Below are 16,522 nucleotides of genomic sequence, written 5' to 3'. Positions count from 1 at the left end.
GCTGGAATTTCCAGTATAATGACCTCTTTTTTGACAATTCTTCCTAAAAGAACAATGCCAAAATTTCCGCAGCAGAATGCATAACGAGCTGAGTAAAAGGATATTGTATGCGTACTAATTATTGTGGGCAGTTGAGCCGGGCCCATGAAGGCCAAAAAGTGACTCTTTGTGGTTGGGTAAACCGTCGTCGTGATTTGGGTGGCCTGATTTTTATTGATATGCGAGATCGCGAAGGTATCGTTCAGGTATTCTTTGATCCGGATAAAAAAGACGCATTTGCTCAGGCTTCTGAACTGCGTAATGAGTTTTGTATTCAAATTACGGGGACTGTACGTGCTCGCCCTGACAGCCAGATCAATAAAGATATGGCGACAGGAGAAATTGAAGTTTTCGCTGAATGCCTTGAAATCTTCAACCGTTCAGAGCCATTGCCACTGGACAGCAATCAAAATAACAGTGAAGAACAGCGCCTGAAATATCGTTATCTTGATCTGCGTCGTCCTGAAATGTCACAACGCTTAAAAACCCGAGCAAAAATCACCGGTTTTGTTCGTCGTTTTATGGATGATGCGGGTTTTCTGGATGTGGAAACACCCATGCTGACTAAAGCAACACCGGAAGGTGCGCGGGATTATCTAGTACCAAGCCGTGTTCATAAAGGCAAATTTTATGCATTGCCTCAGTCTCCACAGTTATTTAAACAATTACTGATGATGTCCGGTTTTGACCGTTATTATCAGATTGTAAAATGTTTCCGTGATGAAGACCTGCGTGCAGATCGTCAGCCTGAATTTACTCAGATTGACGTCGAAACCTCATTTATGACTTCTGAGCAGGTTCGTGAAATCATGGAAAGAATGATCCGTGAGTTATGGCTGGAAGTCCGTAGTGTCGATTTAGGAACGTTCCCAATCATGACGTTTGCTGAAGCTATGCGTCGCTTTGGTTCTGATAAACCGGATCTGCGTAACCCGCTGGAATTAGTTGATGTAGCTGATCTGGTCAAGGAAGTGGAATTTTCCGTTTTCGCAGAACCTGCAAACGATTCAAAAGGGCGCGTAGCAACAATTTGTGTACCGGGTGGTGCTGAACTGAGCCGTAAGCAAATTGACGAATACGGTAAGTTTGTTGGCATCTATGGTGCGAAGGGGTTGGCATGGATGAAAGTCAACAATCGTGCAGCAGGTCTGGAAGGTGTCCAAAGCCCGATTGCTAAGTTTCTGTCTGCAGAAGTGGTTGAGGGTCTGTTGTCCCGCACTAATGCACAGGATGGCGACATCCTGTTCTTCGGTGCAGGTCAGAAAAATATGGTCACTGATGCAATGGGTGCACTGCGTCTGAAATTAGGCCGTGATCTGAACCTGACTGATCTGGCAAGCTGGAAACCGCTTTGGGTCGTTGACTTCCCGATGTTTGAAGACGACGGGGAAGGTGGGCTGGCTGCAATGCACCATCCATTTACTTCTCCACGTGATATGTCAGCCGAAGATCTGGAAAGCAAACCGGAATCTGCCATCGCCAATGCTTATGATATGGTTATCAATGGTTATGAAGTGGGTGGCGGCTCTGTCCGTATCCATCGTAATGACATGCAGCAGGCGGTATTCCGCATTTTGGGTATCAACGAAGAAGAACAGCAGGAAAAATTTGGTTTCCTTCTGAATGCACTGAAATACGGTACTCCTCCTCATGCCGGGCTGGCTTTTGGTCTGGATCGCCTCGTTATGTTGTTGACGGATACTGATAATATCCGAGATGTTATCGCATTCCCGAAAACAACAGCGGCAGCATGTTTGATGACTGAAGCACCAAGCTACGCCAATCCGGCGGCACTGGAAGAGTTAGCTATTTCAGTGACTAAAAAAGAGAGCGAATAATGAATTATAAGCGCCCTGAATCTGTACTGGTTGTTATCTATGCTGCCGACAGCAAAAGGGTGCTAATGTTACAAAGGCGGGACGATCCTGATTTCTGGCAATCTGTTACTGGTAGTCTGGAAGAGGACGAAACGCCTTATCAGGCAGCATTGCGTGAAGTACAGGAAGAGATCGGTATTGATATTGCCAGGGCGGATTTTGAACTGATAGATTGCCAGCGCTGTCTTTATTATGAGATTTTTTCACATTTACGTTATCGATATGCTCCCGGTGTGACGCGAAACAAAGAACATTGGTTTTTGCTGGCGTTACCTGAGGAGCGTGAAATTTTGCTGACGGAGCACCTGACTTATCAATGGCTGGTCGCGAAAGAGGCTGCTAAGTTGACTAAGTCATGGAGCAATCGGCAGGCAATTGAAGAATTTGTTATTTAGTCTATCAAGCCTGATGGATTTCAATTTGTAATAAACAAAGCAAGCAGATTGGGATGTGCAGGATAATAAACGTTTTATCGGAGATATTTTCATGGCAGGTCATAGTAAGTGGGCTAATACGAAACATCGTAAAGCTGCGCAGGATGCAAAACGCGGTAAAATTTTCACCAAAATTATCCGCGAGTTGGTAACCGCTGCACGTTTGGGCGGAGGTGATCCTGATTCTAACCCACGTCTTCGTGCTGCAATCGATAAGGCACTGTCCAACAACATGACTCGTGATACTTTAAACCGCGCTATTGCCCGTGGCGTTGGTAATGATGAGTCAGATAATATGGAAACTATCATTTATGAAGGTTATGGTCCGGGTGGTACTGCTGTAATGGTCGAATGCCTGAGCGATAACCGTAACCGTACAGTTTCTGATGTGCGTCACGCATTTACCAAAACGGGGGGTAACTTGGGTACTGATGGCTCTGTTGCCTATTTGTTCACCAAAAAGGGCGTGATTTCTTACGCACCGGGCCTGGATGAAGATGCTGTAATGGAAGCGGCTTTGGAAGCAGGTGCTGATGATGTTGAAACTTATGATGATGGTGCTATCGACGTCTACACTACACCAGAGACTTTTGGTGATGTTAAAGATGCGTTGGATGCAGCAGGTTTCAAAGCGGATTCTGCTGAAGTTTCTATGATCCCATCTACTAAAGCGGAACTGGATGCGGAAACTGCGCCTAAATTGCTTCGTCTGATTGATATGCTTGAAGATTCTGACGACGTTCAAGAGGTTTACCATAATGGTGAAATCTCTGATGAAGTTGCAGCTCTGCTGTAATCAACATCAGGATTCACAGCGTAGAGAAAGTGTACTTCGTGTCAGGGCACTTTCTCTAACGTTTTATTCCATGTTTTTTTGTTCCACTTTTTTTATTCCATTTTTTTATTCCATACTGCAGGTGAATAAATAGATATGGCGGTTATTCTTGGTATTGACCCTGGTTCCAGAGTGACAGGGTATGGTGTTATCCGCCAGCAGGGACGACAACTTATTTATCTTGGTAGTGGTTGCATTCGAACAAAAGTTGATGATCTACCCAGTCGTTTGCAGCGGATCTATGCAGGTATTACCGAAATTATTACCCAATTCCAACCTGATGCTTTTGCAATAGAGCAAGTTTTTATGGCAAAAAATGCAGACTCCGCATTGAAACTGGGACAGGCTCGTGGTGTAGCGATTGTGGCTGCGGTTAATGAATCTATTCCTGTATTTGAGTATGCGGCGCGTCAAGTTAAACAGACGGTTGTTGGGACTGGTGCAGCAGATAAGAGCCAGGTTCAGCATATGGTACGTTCGATGCTGAAACTATCAGCTAATCCACAGGCTGATGCGGCAGATGCTTTAGCGATTGCAATTACACATTGTCATCTGAGCCAGAATTTACTCCGTGTAGGCGATCCACGGTTAAATTTGACGCGAGGGCGTCTGAAATAGCCTTGCCTGGATATACGTCCAGTTTTTTTTATGCTATAAGCTGTATCGAATCATTTATTTTATTTTCAGGGGGTAAGTAGTGATAGGGCGTTTGAGAGGAACTGTATTGGAAAAACAGCCACCATTGGTTTTATTGGAAACGAATGGTGTAGGTTATGAAGTTCATATGCCAATGACCTGTTTCTATGAACTACCTGAAATCGGCCAGGAAGCTATTTTATTTACTCAATTTATTGTGCGTGAAGATGCTCAATTATTATATGGTTTTAATGATAAGCAAGAACGAGCACTTTTCCGCGAACTGATTAAAGTCAATGGCGTCGGGCCGAAACTGGCACTGGCGATCCTTTCTGGTATGTCTGCCCAACAATTCGTGACAGCCATTGAGCAGGAAGCTATTACTTCTCTGGTTAAGCTACCGGGAGTGGGTAAAAAAACAGCGGAAAGGTTAGTGGTAGAAATGAAAGATCGCTTTAAAGGGCTTAAGGGCGATCTGTTTAACCAAAATAGTGACATTAATTTGCCAGCGGCAACTCAGGCGGCTAATTCTGATGCTGATATTGAAGCAGAAGCAGCGGCAGCATTAGTTTCATTGGGGTATAAACCGCAGGAAGCCAGCCGGATGGTTAGCAAAGTTGCTAAACCGGGTACAGATTGTGAAACTCTTATCCGAGAAGCGCTTCGTGCGGCTCTGTAATTGCAGGAGTTAAGTGATGATTGAAGCTGACCGTCTGGTCTCAGCAGAAGTTCTGCAAGATGATGAAGCTATTGATCGTGCTATCAGGCCTAAATTGCTGTCTGAATATGTTGGTCAACCTCATGTTTGTGAGCAGATGGAGATCTTTATTCAGGCTGCGCGGCAACGGGGAGACGCGCTGGATCATTTGCTGATTTTCGGTCCTCCTGGATTGGGTAAAACCACGCTGGCAAATATTGTTGCCAACGAAATGGGTGTAAATCTCCGCACAACTTCAGGGCCGGTATTAGAAAAAGCAGGGGATCTCGCCGCCATGCTGACAAACCTTGAACCTCATGATGTTCTGTTTATTGATGAAATCCATCGGTTGTCTCCGGTTGTAGAAGAAATTCTCTATCCGGCAATGGAAGATTATCAACTGGATATCATGATTGGGGAAGGTCCGGCCGCCCGTTCAATCAAAATTGATCTGCCTCCGTTTACTTTAGTTGGTGCAACAACCCGCGCAGGATCTTTGACTTCTCCTTTGCGCGATAGGTTTGGTATTGTACAACGCCTTGAATTTTATAATGTAGATGACTTGCAAAGCATCGTTTCCCGCAGTGCCCGTTATATAGGGTTGAGTATTTCAGATGACGGAGCTAGACAAATTGCGATGCGCTCTCGTGGAACGCCCCGTATTACCAACCGTTTACTGCGCCGGGTACGTGACTTTGCTCAGGTAAAAGGTGATGGTTCCGTTAACAGCGACATTGCTGCGAAAGCCCTTGATATGCTGAATGTGGATTCAGCGGGCTTTGATTACCTCGACCGTAAGTTACTGGTTGCCATTATTGATAAATTTATGGGTGGGCCGGTTGGCTTGGATAACCTTGCCGCAGCAATTGGTGAAGAGCGAGAAACTATAGAGGATGTTTTAGAGCCTTTCTTAATCCAGCAAGGATTCATTCAGCGCACACCACGAGGCCGTATTGCAACCAATCATGCCTATCGACACTTTGGCTTAAGTAAAGAAAGCGAGTAAAAATTACCTGAAAAATAACTAACATGTACGCAAAAATCATGCTATTGTGACGAAAGTAGCAGTAAAGTCACACAGTTTTTTGACTTCTCAAGCCTCGCGATTGCGGGGTTTTTTATTTGCACACACAATCAAAGAGAAACATATGAAAAAAACACTGAGCGTTATTATTTTCAGCCTCTTTTCTTTTAATGCTTTAGCGCAGCAGGGCGGTTTCGTTTCCCCGGATAGCACTGGTTATTCTCAAGGAGGATTTAAAGGTCCAACTTTCGGCCTGACCAGCGTTGCGAAAGCAAAATCCCTTCATGATGACTCATGGGTTGTGCTGGAAGGTAACATTGTTAAACAGATTGGCCACGAACTTTATGAATTCAGGGATAACAGTGGTTCTGTTTACGTTGACATTGATGACAAAATCTGGCTGGGTCAGACGGTCACTCCGACCGATAAAGTTCATATCGAAGGTGAAGTGGACAAAGACTGGAACAGTATTGAGATTGATGCCAAAGTTATTCACGTTGTGAAATAACACAGGTATTTTAAATACAGCCCCGCATTCGCGGGGCTTTTTACTTGCATGGTAAAAAGGATAAACCATATCAATATTTGCCATTTGAATACTCTCCCAAATAGGAAGATGATACATCAATCAGTAAATTGATATTATTACCTATTTGCGAGGTTTTTTGTTTTTAAAATAAAGAAAACCTTATTATGATAATTTTCATTTCTTTGGTGGTTACTAATTAGTTTTTATAACTGGCTTTTATCTGAGCTAAGTTATCAATGTTATCCTTATTTTAATATGGCGCATTCAGATATCGTGTGGATAATACTTAGTCGATGTCTGAAAAGATTGACTTATATAAATAAGGGGGTTGCTATGATAAATAAAAAAGTGAGTGTTCTTGCGGGATTGTTTTTATCTCTGGTTACTGGCGCTGGGATGGCTATGGAGAAAGCAATAACTGAAAACCTAGGTGTTGTTTCGCCTGATTTCCACTGTACAAAAATAATGACTTCTGGAAATTATATAGGGAAATTGGATTATTTGATTTCTTTAGAACATTTGGGAACAAATGTTTATTGGTTTGTAGGATTAGAATCAAATGATATAGGATGTGTTAGTGTTGATGCATCAAAGGCAAGACATGCTGAAGTTGTTCATGATGCCTTTGTTCAAGGAAAAACCGTAAAAATTAAACTCGAAGCGCATTATATAAAGGCAATCGTATATTAATTTGCTATAAACTTGCACGAAATGTTCTTTGTCAAACCAGCATATTGATAAAATACTGGTTTTTAACTTTTCTATATATCAATAATTATTTACAGATGATCATAGCAATGTGAATAATGCCAAAGCTGATTAGCAGCTTAGATACCTACGTTTTAATATTAATATCTTGTTATGTCGATACTTTTTATCTTGAAATTTGGTCTTAAAAAAAGGGTCATCATCATTAAGATCATAACCCTTGTGTTTATCTAAACAAAGAAGCGAGATTTTTCTATTAACCTGAATGATTAACTTCTTACTTTACACGTTAAACTCAATGCAAATAACACGGCAGCACAAAGTACAACAGAAGGCCCTGCTGGTGTGTTATAAAACGCGGATAAAGTCAGTCCGCCAGTAACAGAGAACATACCTATACCAATGGCGAAAATTGCCATCTGTTCAGGTGTACGAGCGAAACGGCGGGCGGTAGCGGCGGGAATAATTAACAGAGAGGTGATAATCAGTGCACCGACAAATTTCATTGCCAGCCCAATAGTCAGAGCTGTCACCAACATCAACAGTACTCGCAGCCGTTGAATTTTAATGCCATCCACGAAAGCCAGATCCTGACTGACCGTCATCGACAGTAAAGCACGCCATTGCCATACTAATAACCCTGCAACAGTTGCAACACCTGCTGAAATCATCCAGAGATCTTCATAAGTCACAGAGAGTAAATCACCGAATAAATAAGCCATCAGATCAACCCGAATACTGGTCATAAAGCTGACAACCACTAAGCCTAATGACAAGGCACTATGGGCCATGATCCCTAGCAGGGTATCAACAGCGAGTTGTGGGCGTTTTTCCAGCCAGACTAAAACAACAGCTAATATCAGCGTAACAGCAATAACAGCATAAAATGGATTAATACTTAATAAAAATCCGAATGCTACACCGAGCAATGATGCATGTGCCAGTGTATCGCCAAAATAGGACATTCTGCGCCAAACGACAAAAGATCCAAGAGGCCCTGCGGCAATTGCCAATAAAATTCCGGCCAGCCAACCCGGAAATAGTAGTTCGATCATTAACGTGGCTCTCCACCCTTCTTCAAAATAATTTTTCCTCTTATATCATGATGATGATTGTGATGGTGGCGATAAACTGCCAGTTGTTCTGCACCATGACGACCAAACATCGCAATAAATTCTGGATGCATGGATACCACTTCAGGAGTACCCGAACAGCAAATGTGTTGATTAAGGCATAAAACCTCGTCTGTTTTCGCCATCACTAAGTGCAGGTCATGAGATACCATAAGGACAGCGCAATTAAGTTCTGTTCTAATTTGATTGATTAAATCATAAAGTGCTAGCTGACCATTCACATCCACACCCTGTGTCGGTTCGTCAAGAACCAGAAGTTGAGGATGATTGAGTAACGCTTTGGCAAGTAAAACTCGTTGGGTTTCTCCGCCTGATAGCTTCTGCATGGGGTATTGCAATAAATGTGTAGCGTTGACTCGTTCCAAAACAGGGATGATATCTGCTGATTTAACGCCCGGTTTTAGCATCATGAAACGTTTAACGGTCAAAGGTAAGGTGGGATCAAGATTAAGTTTTTGTGGGACATATCCTATCCTTAACGTATGGTTGTGTTCAATAGTGCCGGAAGTTGGGCGAATTAAACCCAGAACGATGCGTACTAACGTTGATTTACCTGCTCCATTGGGGCCGATTAACGTTAGGATTTTACCTTGTGTAAGGTTGAAAGAGATATTGTTTAATACCTTGCGGCTACCAAATTTAACTGTAATGTTTTTTAGGGTAATCATAGTTGACATGTTACATAACAGACATGTTAAAAGTGTCTTGCAGAATCAATGGAGTGTTATAATATAACATTTTTAGATTCAATGCATGGAATATTCATATTATGTTACACAAACCACAAAAATACGCGCATACATTTTTTCGTCAGGTAGCATTGGTTACTGTATTAACAATGGGTATTAATTACTCTGTTCAGGCAGATGTCGTCACATCTATGCGACCATTAGGTTTTATTGCTGCCGCGATTGCTGACGGTGTAACAGATACTCAGGTGCTTTTACCTGATGGAGCTTCTCCACATGATTACGCTTTGAGACCTTCAGATATCCGCAAACTTAATCAGGCGGATTTGGTTGTCTGGATTGGACCAGATATGGAAACATTTTTAGCAAAGCCAGTAGAAAAAATTGCACAGAATAAACAATTGGAATTGGCGGATTTACCTACTATTAAACCTCTATTACTGAAAAATAGCGAAGGTGAACATGATTCAAATGAATCGAATCAGCATAAACATGAGACCGATCACGAACATCACCACCACGGCCAATATAATATGCATATTTGGCTATCACCAGAAATTGCGGAGAAAGCCGCTCAGGCGATATATTCCCGGCTTGTTGAGCTGTATCCTCAACAGAAACAACAACTAGAAGTAAACCTACGTAAATTCAATGGACAGCTTGTACAAACTAACAAGAATATTACCCATATTCTGAAACCCGTGCTAGGACAGGGATATTTCGTTTTTCATGACGCTTATGGTTACTTTGAAACACACTATCAGTTATCACCATTGGGTGTTTTTACTGTGAACCCTGAAATACAACCTGGTGCGCAAAGACTACATTACATACGAACACAATTGGTTGAGCAAAAAGCAAAGTGTATTTTTGCTGAACCTCAATTCAGGCCAGCCGTCATTCATGCCGTAGCAAAAGGTACTAATGTGCGTATTGGAACACTCGACCCATTGGGAAGTGGCATCGTATTGAATAAAGACAGTTACATGAAATTTATAACTCAACTGTCGGAGCAATACTTTGGCTGCCTGAATTAGTATAATAAGGAATTTTATTAGTGCAGCAGATAGTTAAAACTATCGTTCTGGTATATAACAACCTGCCTAAGCCACACAAAATCATGCTCGGCTCTCTGACTTTGGTTACTTTGGCTGTAGCTGTGTGGCGGCCGGTTGTTTATCACGAACAAGAAGAAAGAATGGAAAGAACGGGGCACATTATCCTCACAACGCCCGATAGTATCCCTGATGCGACAGATGACACGATAGGTGATAGTAATGAACAATTCTCGGATGAGGGAATTAGGGATGAGGAGAGTGGCACTGATACAACGGCAAATATTCCCCACCAGTACGTTGTTTCCAGTGGTGATACTCTAAGTTCAATTTTAAACCAGTTTGGTATAGATTCGTCTGATGTCGCTTTGTTAGCAAATCAAAATAAAGCTCTGCGTGATTTAAGTATTGGTCAGTCATTATCATGGACTATTGACGATAATGGCAGTCTGAAAATGTTAACTTGGGGAGTGTCGCGTCGTGAAACGCGTATTTATACCCGTGAAGGTGATGTTTTCAAAGAGACAAAGGAATATCAGAAGGGAGAATGGATAAATAGTGTCATTACCGGTGCTGTGGATGGCAGTTTCACGGGAAGTGCTGTGTCGGCGGGTTTAACCAGTAGTGAAGTAAGGGAAGTGACCAAAGCATTACAATGGCAGATAGATTTCCGTCGGTTACGTAAAGGTGATCGGTTTTCTGTATTGATGTCTCGTGAAATGCTTGATGGGAAAAGTGAACAGAGCCAACTATTGGGTGTTCGTTTGCAAAGTGGCGGTAATGATTATTATGCATTCCGTGCAGAAGATGGTCGCTTCTACGATAGTAATGCATCAGGTTTGGAACGGGGATTCTTACGTTTTCCAACAACAAAACAATTTAGGGTATCTTCTCCTTTTAATCCTCGTCGCTTAAATCCTGTTACAGGACGGGTTACAGCCCATAAAGGGGTTGATTTTGCTATGCCAGTAGGAACACCTGTTCTGGCTGTTGGTGATGGAGAAGTCATCGTTGCCAAGTTTGATGGTGCCGCAGGTAATTTTGTTGCTATTAGACATGGTCGTCAATATACAACCCGATATATGCATATGAGAAAACTGCTGGTGAAACCAGGTCAGAAAGTGAAACGTGGGGAACGTATCGGCTTGTCAGGTAATACGGGTCGTTCAACAGGCCCTCACTTACACTTTGAGTTTTGGGATAATCAGCAACCGGTTAATCCACTTACTGCAAAACTGCCTCGTTCGGGCGGATTAAGTGGTAAAGAACGTTCGGAATATATTGCGATGGTTAAAGAAGTTAAACCGAAACTGTCGTTGAATTAAAAAGTTCAGGTTACTAACACATAAAGCGGATGATTGGTATCATCCGCTTTATGTTATTTTTGCTGAAAAAGAACATACTTTGGAACAAATATATTAGGAAAAAAGACATTGAAAGCGGGTATTGGTAGTCTATGTTGGAACCACCAGAGTTAGCTCATGAATAAAGAGAAAGATACAGATAGTAAATTGGGTTACATCCCAACGTTTCATTTATCTTATTTGCATCCTCGTTATTGGGGGCTTTGGGCTGGTGTAGGGATATTAGCGGGGTTGGCTTATATCCCGGTTAAATGGCGTGATCCCTTTCTGGCCAGAATTGGTATCTGGGCAGGCAGAAAGGCAAAAAGTGCCCGGCGCAGAGCGAAAATTAATCTCCTGTATTGTTTTCCTGAACTGTCGGAACGGCAGCGTGAAATATTAATCGATAAGATGTTTGCCACCGCACCACAATCTTTTGTCATGCTGGCGGAACTTTATTTGAGAGGTGCAGTGTCTACGCTTAAGCGAACTCAGTGGCATGGTGAGGAGATCATTCACGCTTTAAAAGAACAGGGTAAGAATGTGATTTTTATGGTGCCACATGGTTGGGCGGTGGATATTCCTGCTATGTTATTGGCCGCTCGTGGGCAGACAGTATCAGCAATGTTTCACCATCAGAGCAATCCGGTAGCAGATTATCTGTGGAACAAGGCTCGTTACCATTTTGGTGGACGTCTTCATTCTCGTGATGCGGGAATAAAGCCTTTTATTGCATCAGTACGTCAGGGATTCTGGGGATATTATCTGCCTGATCAAGATCATGGCGAAGAGCACAGCGAGTTCGTTGATTTTTTTGCGACTTATAAAGCAACGTTGCCTGCTGTCGGTCGTTTGATGAAAGTTTGTAAGGCTGCCATTGTTCCTCTGTTCCCGGTTTATAATTGTGAAACTCATCAGTTAGATATTTATATTCGCCCACCTATGGATGATATCGCAGGACAGGATGATGCTTATATTGCCCGTCGTATGAATCAGGAGTTGGAAGAATTGGTAAAGCCTAACCCGGAACAATATACCTGGATATTGAAACTACTCAAGACACGGAAAGAAGGGGATATCGAGCCTTATAAAAGGAATGATCTCTGATCTGGTCATTGAAAGGGGGCAATATATTGCCCCCTGAATTTTTACATCTGCTTCATGCACATGCACTTTTTAGTTTATTCCCGTATAGCGTAGTAGTGCCGTTATGAGCGCGGCAGCCAGAATCACTATAATCAGTGGTACTTTTCTCCAGGCAAGAAATACTGCAATAGCAACACCTATTGCGCGTGCCATACCAGCAAAATGTTCACCTTCGTAGAAAGTGGCAGCAAGTGCTACAGAGAACAACAACGTGGTTGCAGCATCGGAAAGAAGAGCCTGAGAACGTTCAGATAATGCAAGCCTGTTCCCCAGTTTTGCTCCACCGAAGCGCATTAAATAAGTACCTAGTGACAGAATCGCAATGCCAATAATAATCAGGGTATAGTTTGCCATTATTTTTTCCTTGTCAGTAAGCCCAGTAGTGACAGTAATACCGGTAAGCCCACGGGTGCGAAAGGTATGGCAGAGAGCGAAATTGCTGCGCCACTAGAAGCGCGAATAAGCGAGGTTTTATTTTTGAATGAAGGGATCACCATTGCCAGCAAAATTGTCGGGAAAACAGCATCCAGACCGATAGTCTCTGGTGTAGGAATAAATTTGCCAACCGTACTGCCAATTAGAGTACCGAGTGGCCAGAATATGGTGACACCGATACCACATAGCCAATATGCGGCTTTACGTTGTTCGGGAGTTGCTTGTGACATTCCGAATACCACACTTTCATCGTTCATAATATGGCAGCCTAAGAACTTTGCCATGTGATTTCCGACTAATTCGCGCACAGCCACCCCAAAGGGTAAATGGCGAGCATTCACCAATAAGCCCGCTGCAGCCGCTGCAAGTGGATTACCACCACTGGCAATAATACCAATAAACATAAATTCGGATGCTCCCGCCAGCACTAATATAGATAAGGCAATAGGAACCCATAACGGAAAACCATAAGCAGTAGCCAGTGAACCGTAAGAAACACCAACCACACCTACCGCCAGACAAACTAGAAATATCGATTTTTTAATGTCTCCTTTCAGACAGGAGAAGAAATGGTGAGTGGACATCTATTTTTCCCATACCGAACTAAATTTCATTATAATGAACAAAATGAAAATGCAAATCAAGACGAACATTTTGTTCGTTTTAATGAACATTGGAGCCATGATATGACACAGCCAATCAGCATAATAGCGAAGAGTTTAGCTCGTGAGCGTGCACGCATTGGCCTTTCTCTGGCAGAGGTTGCCCGGCGTGCAGATATTGCAAAATCTACGTTGTCACAATTGGAAGCAGGTAATGGGAACCCCAGTCTTGAAACACTCTGGGCATTGTGTGTAGCGTTGAATATTCCTTTTGCCCGTTTGCTGGAGCCACAAAGTAACAAAACGCAGGTGATTAGACGTGGTGAGGGTACTAAAATAACAGCAGAGCAGGCGAACTATCAGGTAGTTTTACTGGCAACTTGCCCACCGGGGGCGCGTCGTGACATTTATATGTTAATGACTCAGCCGGGAGCAGATCGTATTTCTAAGCCACATCCACCAGGTTCGGTGGAGCATATTATCATTACTAAAGGCCGAGCATTCGTCGGGCCAACAGCAGCACCAGAAGAATTAAATGAAGGTGATTACATCTGCTATCCGGCAGATCAGGAACATGTGTTCGAAGCGTTGGAGCCAGATACACAGGCGATTCTGGTAGCTGAACAAAATTAATATATTCTGCGCGCTACTTTCGGAAGCGCGCAGAATAATTTTCTTAATTATTTAATTCACTTTTTTATTCTACTTCAAGCACCCGGCAGGTATTGGTACTGCCAATAGTTCCCATTTGATCCCCTTGAGTAACCAGCACCAAATCTCCGGAAGTTAAATAACCTCTATCGCGCAGGCGGCTGACAGCTTCACTTGCTGCGGCGATGCCATCAATGTGGTCGCTACAATAAACCGGAGTAACACCACGGTATAATGCTGTGCGATTCAGGGTGGATTCATGGCGTGACATGGAGAAAATAGGTAAGCCGGAACTGATACGAGACATCATACGAGCTGTACGGCCTGATTCGGTCATGGCAATAATCGCTTTGACGCCTTTTAGATGATTGGCTGCATACATGGCAGACATCGAAATAGCTTCTTCAATGCTGTCGAATGTAATATCCATACGGTGTTTGGATACATTGATACCCGGCATTTTTTCTGCTCCCAAGCAGACTTGAGCCATTGCCGCGACAGTCTCTGCCGGATATTGACCTGAAGCAGTTTCCGCAGACAACATCACTGCATCAGTACCATCAAGTACAGCGTTGGCGACGTCCATAACTTCTGCGCGTGTTGGCATCGGGTTAGTGATCATAGATTCCATCATCTGGGTTGCTGTAATTACGACACGATTCAGTTGACGGGCACGACGAATCAGTTTTTTCTGAACTCCGACCAGCTCAGGATCACCAATTTCAACACCTAAATCGCCACGAGCTACCATGACAACATCTGATGCCAGAATGATTTCATCGATGATTTCATCGTTGCTGACAGCCTCAGCGCGCTCAACTTTGGCAACAATTTGTGTTTCGCAACCAGCATCACGTGCCAGGCGTCGTGCATAATTCAGATCTTCAGCAGAACGAGGGAAAGAAACAGCAAGATAATCAACCCCAATTTTCGCGGCAGTGATGATATCTGCTTTGTCTTTTTCTGTCAGTGCTTCGGCGGATAAACCACCCCCCTGTTTATTGATGCCTTTGTTATTGGAGAGAGGGCCACCCACCGTAACTTCTGTGAAGACTTTCATGCCCTGAACATCCAGGACTTTTAACTGAACCCGGCCATCATCCAGTAACAGGATATTACCGGGCGTCACATCGGATGGTAATCCTTTATAATCAATTCCGACTTTTTCTTTATCCCCTTCTCCTTTGCTCAGATTAGCATCAAGCAGGAACTTATCTCCGACATTCAGAAATATTTTTCCTTCTTTAAAGGTAGAAATACGTATTTTGGGGCCCTGGAGATCACCAAGTATAGCTACGTGGCAACCCAAACGAGCTGCAATTTCCCGTACTCTATTTGCGCGCTGGACATGATCTTCTGCTGTGCCATGAGAAAAATTAAGGCGGACAACATTGGCTCCCGCATTGATCACTTTCTCTAAGTTGTTGTCACGATCTGTAGCAGGGCCAAGTGTAGTAACGATTTTAGTTCTTCTGAGCCGTCTGGACATGTATTAACTCCGTTGACCTGTGAAGTATGGATTTTTGGTTACCGTGAGATAACCAGGCAACTTTTTTTGATTATCAACCCCACAATATAAATGATACTGACGGGGATAAACTTTCCATTATGCTATCAGGCTGGAGAGTTGATAAATAGTGAACAAAAACACAGTCTATTTTCCTGTCTTAATCATGCTTATCAAATCGCGAATCTCGTAATGCTTCTTTGACTTTCTTCAGGTTATCTCGGAATTTTGAGCCCCGGCGTAGTGTAAAACCCGTTGCCAGCACATCAATGATGGTAAGTTGAGCAATTCGGGAAACCATGGGCATATAAATATCAGTATCCTCAGGAACATCTAACAGAATAGAGAGGCTGGCTTCTTGTGCCAGTAGTGAGCCTGTTGAAGTGATGGCGATGACAGTTGCGTCATTTTTACGAGCCAGTCTGGCAAGTTCTACCAGATTTTTAGTACGGCCTGTATGGGAAATAAGTACAACAACGTCACCTTCAGTACTGTTGATACAGCTCATCCGCTGCATAACGATATCATCAAAATAGCTGACGGGGATGTTAAAGCGGAAAAATTTGTTCATGGCATCATGTGCTACAGCAGCAGATGCTCCTAAACCAAAAAAAGAGAGTTTTCTTGCCTGTGTCAGTAAGTCAACGGCTCGGTTAATGGCTGTGATATCTAGATTACTTTTAACTGTTTCCAGATTAGCCATTACCGATTCAAAAATTTTATTGGTATAAGATATGACGCTGTCACTTTCTTCCACATTGCGATTCACATAAGGTGTGCCATTCGCCAGGCTTTGTGCCAGATGTAATTTGAAATCAGGAAAGCCTTTAGTATTCAGGCGGTGACAAAAGCGATTAACCGTGGGTTCACTGACATTCGCCATTTTTGCCAGAGTGGCAATGCTGGAGTGGATGGCAGTATGTGGTGAATCAAGAATGACCTGCGCAACCTTTTTTTCAGACTTACTCAAAATATCAAGACTATTTTGGAGCTGTTCTAGTGTATTCATAAGACGCAGTTCAACCTCGGTTTTAACGATTTCATTAACAGGAGAAATCTATGTAATTTTCGTGAAAATATACTACTTGTTACTGAAAGCTGGCAGAGGGAAAATTCAATAACTTGATATTTTTCATGAAAATATGACAAACATCTAACTTTCAACTTGGTAAGATTACTTCT

General features: G+C 42.9%; 18 protein-coding genes. 12 read left to right on the top strand and 6 right to left on the bottom strand.

The window, feature by feature from the left end:
- Positions 1 to 107: 107 nt before the first annotated feature.
- The 8 genes from aspS to AAC147_RS14000 all read left to right on the top strand — a co-directional run bounded on the left by aspS (position 108) and on the right by AAC147_RS14000 (position 6,761).
- On the top strand, positions 108 to 1,877 hold the full coding sequence (gene aspS, locus AAC147_RS14035; protein ID WP_047682179.1) for an aspartate--tRNA ligase: 1,770 nt from the start codon (positions 108 to 110) through the stop codon (positions 1,875 to 1,877).
- Positions 1,877 to 2,311: a dihydroneopterin triphosphate diphosphatase gene (gene nudB / locus AAC147_RS14030; protein WP_047682177.1), complete on the top strand. Its 435-nt coding sequence runs from the start codon at positions 1,877 to 1,879 to the stop codon at positions 2,309 to 2,311. Before aspS ends, nudB begins: the two co-directional genes overlap by 1 nt.
- Before the next feature lie 91 nt (positions 2,312 to 2,402).
- Positions 2,403 to 3,146, top strand: coding sequence for a YebC/PmpR family DNA-binding transcriptional regulator (locus tag AAC147_RS14025; RefSeq protein WP_047682259.1), 744 nt, complete (start codon positions 2,403 to 2,405; stop codon positions 3,144 to 3,146).
- 135 nt (positions 3,147 to 3,281) lie between these two features.
- The gene (gene ruvC / locus AAC147_RS14020) at positions 3,282 to 3,803 is read left to right on the top strand and encodes a crossover junction endodeoxyribonuclease RuvC (protein ID WP_047682175.1); all 522 of its coding nucleotides are present in this window, start codon (positions 3,282 to 3,284) and stop codon (positions 3,801 to 3,803) included.
- Between the two features lie 79 nt (positions 3,804 to 3,882).
- Entirely contained in the window at positions 3,883 to 4,500 is a 618-nt protein-coding gene (gene ruvA, locus AAC147_RS14015) for a Holliday junction branch migration protein RuvA (protein ID WP_047682173.1), read from the top strand.
- Positions 4,501 to 4,516: 16 nt separating this feature from the next.
- Complete coding sequence (gene ruvB, locus AAC147_RS14010; protein ID WP_047682171.1) at positions 4,517 to 5,524, top strand: Holliday junction branch migration DNA helicase RuvB; 1,008 nt, start codon at positions 4,517 to 4,519, stop codon at positions 5,522 to 5,524.
- 142 nt (positions 5,525 to 5,666) lie between these two features.
- Positions 5,667 to 6,050, top strand: a complete 384-nt coding sequence (locus AAC147_RS14005) for a YgiW/YdeI family stress tolerance OB fold protein (protein WP_047682169.1) — start codon at positions 5,667 to 5,669, stop codon at positions 6,048 to 6,050.
- A 354-nt stretch (positions 6,051 to 6,404) separates the two neighbouring features.
- The gene (locus tag AAC147_RS14000) at positions 6,405 to 6,761 is read left to right on the top strand and encodes a hypothetical protein (protein ID WP_047682167.1); all 357 of its coding nucleotides are present in this window, start codon (positions 6,405 to 6,407) and stop codon (positions 6,759 to 6,761) included.
- A gap of 287 nt (positions 6,762 to 7,048) precedes the next feature.
- Here the strand turns inward: AAC147_RS14000 and znuB are convergent, their stop codons facing one another.
- Both znuB and znuC read right to left on the bottom strand, forming a co-directional pair.
- Entirely contained in the window at positions 7,049 to 7,834 is a 786-nt protein-coding gene (gene znuB, locus AAC147_RS13995) for a zinc ABC transporter permease subunit ZnuB (protein ID WP_047682165.1), read from the bottom strand.
- Complete coding sequence (gene znuC / locus AAC147_RS13990) at positions 7,834 to 8,589, bottom strand: zinc ABC transporter ATP-binding protein ZnuC (protein ID WP_047682163.1); 756 nt, start codon at positions 8,587 to 8,589, stop codon at positions 7,834 to 7,836. Before znuC ends, znuB begins: the two co-directional genes overlap by 1 nt.
- Positions 8,590 to 8,681: 92 nt before the next feature.
- On the opposite strand from znuC, the gene znuA reads away from it, so the two are divergent.
- From znuA to lpxM, 3 genes are all read left to right on the top strand, one after another.
- Complete coding sequence (gene znuA, locus AAC147_RS13985; protein WP_047682160.1) at positions 8,682 to 9,638, top strand: zinc ABC transporter substrate-binding protein ZnuA; 957 nt, start codon at positions 8,682 to 8,684, stop codon at positions 9,636 to 9,638.
- A gap of 20 nt (positions 9,639 to 9,658) precedes the next feature.
- The gene (mepM, locus tag AAC147_RS13980; protein WP_047682158.1) at positions 9,659 to 10,981 is read left to right on the top strand and encodes a murein DD-endopeptidase MepM; all 1,323 of its coding nucleotides are present in this window, start codon (positions 9,659 to 9,661) and stop codon (positions 10,979 to 10,981) included.
- A 156-nt stretch (positions 10,982 to 11,137) separates the two neighbouring features.
- On the top strand, positions 11,138 to 12,106 hold the full coding sequence (gene lpxM, locus AAC147_RS13975; RefSeq protein WP_047682156.1) for a lauroyl-Kdo(2)-lipid IV(A) myristoyltransferase: 969 nt from the start codon (positions 11,138 to 11,140) through the stop codon (positions 12,104 to 12,106).
- Between the two features lie 69 nt (positions 12,107 to 12,175).
- Here the strand turns inward: lpxM and AAC147_RS13970 are convergent, their stop codons facing one another.
- Both AAC147_RS13970 and AAC147_RS13965 read right to left on the bottom strand, forming a co-directional pair.
- On the bottom strand, positions 12,176 to 12,499 hold the full coding sequence (locus AAC147_RS13970) for an AzlD domain-containing protein (RefSeq protein WP_047682154.1): 324 nt from the start codon (positions 12,497 to 12,499) through the stop codon (positions 12,176 to 12,178).
- Positions 12,499 to 13,164, bottom strand: a complete 666-nt coding sequence (locus AAC147_RS13965) for an AzlC family ABC transporter permease (protein WP_047682152.1) — start codon at positions 13,162 to 13,164, stop codon at positions 12,499 to 12,501. Before AAC147_RS13965 ends, AAC147_RS13970 begins: the two co-directional genes overlap by 1 nt.
- 102 nt (positions 13,165 to 13,266) lie before the next feature.
- On the opposite strand from AAC147_RS13965, the gene AAC147_RS13960 reads away from it, so the two are divergent.
- Positions 13,267 to 13,815 carry a helix-turn-helix domain-containing protein gene (locus tag AAC147_RS13960; RefSeq protein WP_047682150.1) on the top strand — a complete coding sequence of 183 codons (549 nt, stop codon included), beginning with the start codon at positions 13,267 to 13,269 and terminating at the stop codon, positions 13,813 to 13,815.
- A gap of 64 nt (positions 13,816 to 13,879) precedes the next feature.
- Here AAC147_RS13960 and pyk read toward each other — a convergent pair whose 3' ends face one another.
- Entirely contained in the window at positions 13,880 to 15,322 is a 1,443-nt protein-coding gene (gene pyk, locus AAC147_RS13955; RefSeq protein ID WP_047682148.1) for a pyruvate kinase, read from the bottom strand.
- A gap of 178 nt (positions 15,323 to 15,500) precedes the next feature.
- Entirely contained in the window at positions 15,501 to 16,349 is an 849-nt protein-coding gene (locus AAC147_RS13950) for a MurR/RpiR family transcriptional regulator (protein ID WP_047682146.1), read from the bottom strand.
- Between the last annotated feature and the right edge of the window lie 173 nt (positions 16,350 to 16,522).

The organism is Xenorhabdus sp. NBAII XenSa04, from assembly GCF_963866145.1.
GTDB classification, from domain to species: Bacteria; Pseudomonadota; Gammaproteobacteria; order Enterobacterales; family Enterobacteriaceae; genus Xenorhabdus; species Xenorhabdus indica.
Note: the sequence above shows the minus strand (reverse complement) of the source record. Positions and strands in the feature narration are given on the sequence as shown.

Coding starts and splice junctions, on each gene's coding strand:
- aspS (WP_047682179.1), top strand. CDS start 108: ATGCGTACTAATTATTGTGGGCAGTTGAGCCGGGCCCATGAAGGCCAA.
- nudB (WP_047682177.1), top strand. CDS start 1,877: ATGAATTATAAGCGCCCTGAATCTGTACTGGTTGTTATCTATGCTGCC.
- AAC147_RS14025 (WP_047682259.1), top strand. CDS start 2,403: ATGGCAGGTCATAGTAAGTGGGCTAATACGAAACATCGTAAAGCTGCG.
- ruvC (WP_047682175.1), top strand. CDS start 3,282: ATGGCGGTTATTCTTGGTATTGACCCTGGTTCCAGAGTGACAGGGTAT.
- ruvB (WP_047682171.1), top strand. CDS start 4,517: ATGATTGAAGCTGACCGTCTGGTCTCAGCAGAAGTTCTGCAAGATGAT.
- AAC147_RS14005 (WP_047682169.1), top strand. CDS start 5,667: ATGAAAAAAACACTGAGCGTTATTATTTTCAGCCTCTTTTCTTTTAAT.
- AAC147_RS14000 (WP_047682167.1), top strand. CDS start 6,405: ATGATAAATAAAAAAGTGAGTGTTCTTGCGGGATTGTTTTTATCTCTG.
- znuB (WP_047682165.1), bottom strand. CDS start 7,834: ATGATCGAACTACTATTTCCGGGTTGGCTGGCCGGAATTTTATTGGCA.
- znuC (WP_047682163.1), bottom strand. CDS start 8,589: ATGTCAACTATGATTACCCTAAAAAACATTACAGTTAAATTTGGTAGC.
- znuA (WP_047682160.1), top strand. CDS start 8,682: ATGTTACACAAACCACAAAAATACGCGCATACATTTTTTCGTCAGGTA.
- lpxM (WP_047682156.1), top strand. CDS start 11,138: ATGAATAAAGAGAAAGATACAGATAGTAAATTGGGTTACATCCCAACG.
- AAC147_RS13970 (WP_047682154.1), bottom strand. CDS start 12,499: ATGGCAAACTATACCCTGATTATTATTGGCATTGCGATTCTGTCACTA.
- AAC147_RS13965 (WP_047682152.1), bottom strand. CDS start 13,164: ATGTCCACTCACCATTTCTTCTCCTGTCTGAAAGGAGACATTAAAAAA.
- AAC147_RS13960 (WP_047682150.1), top strand. CDS start 13,267: ATGACACAGCCAATCAGCATAATAGCGAAGAGTTTAGCTCGTGAGCGT.
- pyk (WP_047682148.1), bottom strand. CDS start 15,322: ATGTCCAGACGGCTCAGAAGAACTAAAATCGTTACTACACTTGGCCCT.
- AAC147_RS13950 (WP_047682146.1), bottom strand. CDS start 16,349: ATGAATACACTAGAACAGCTCCAAAATAGTCTTGATATTTTGAGTAAG.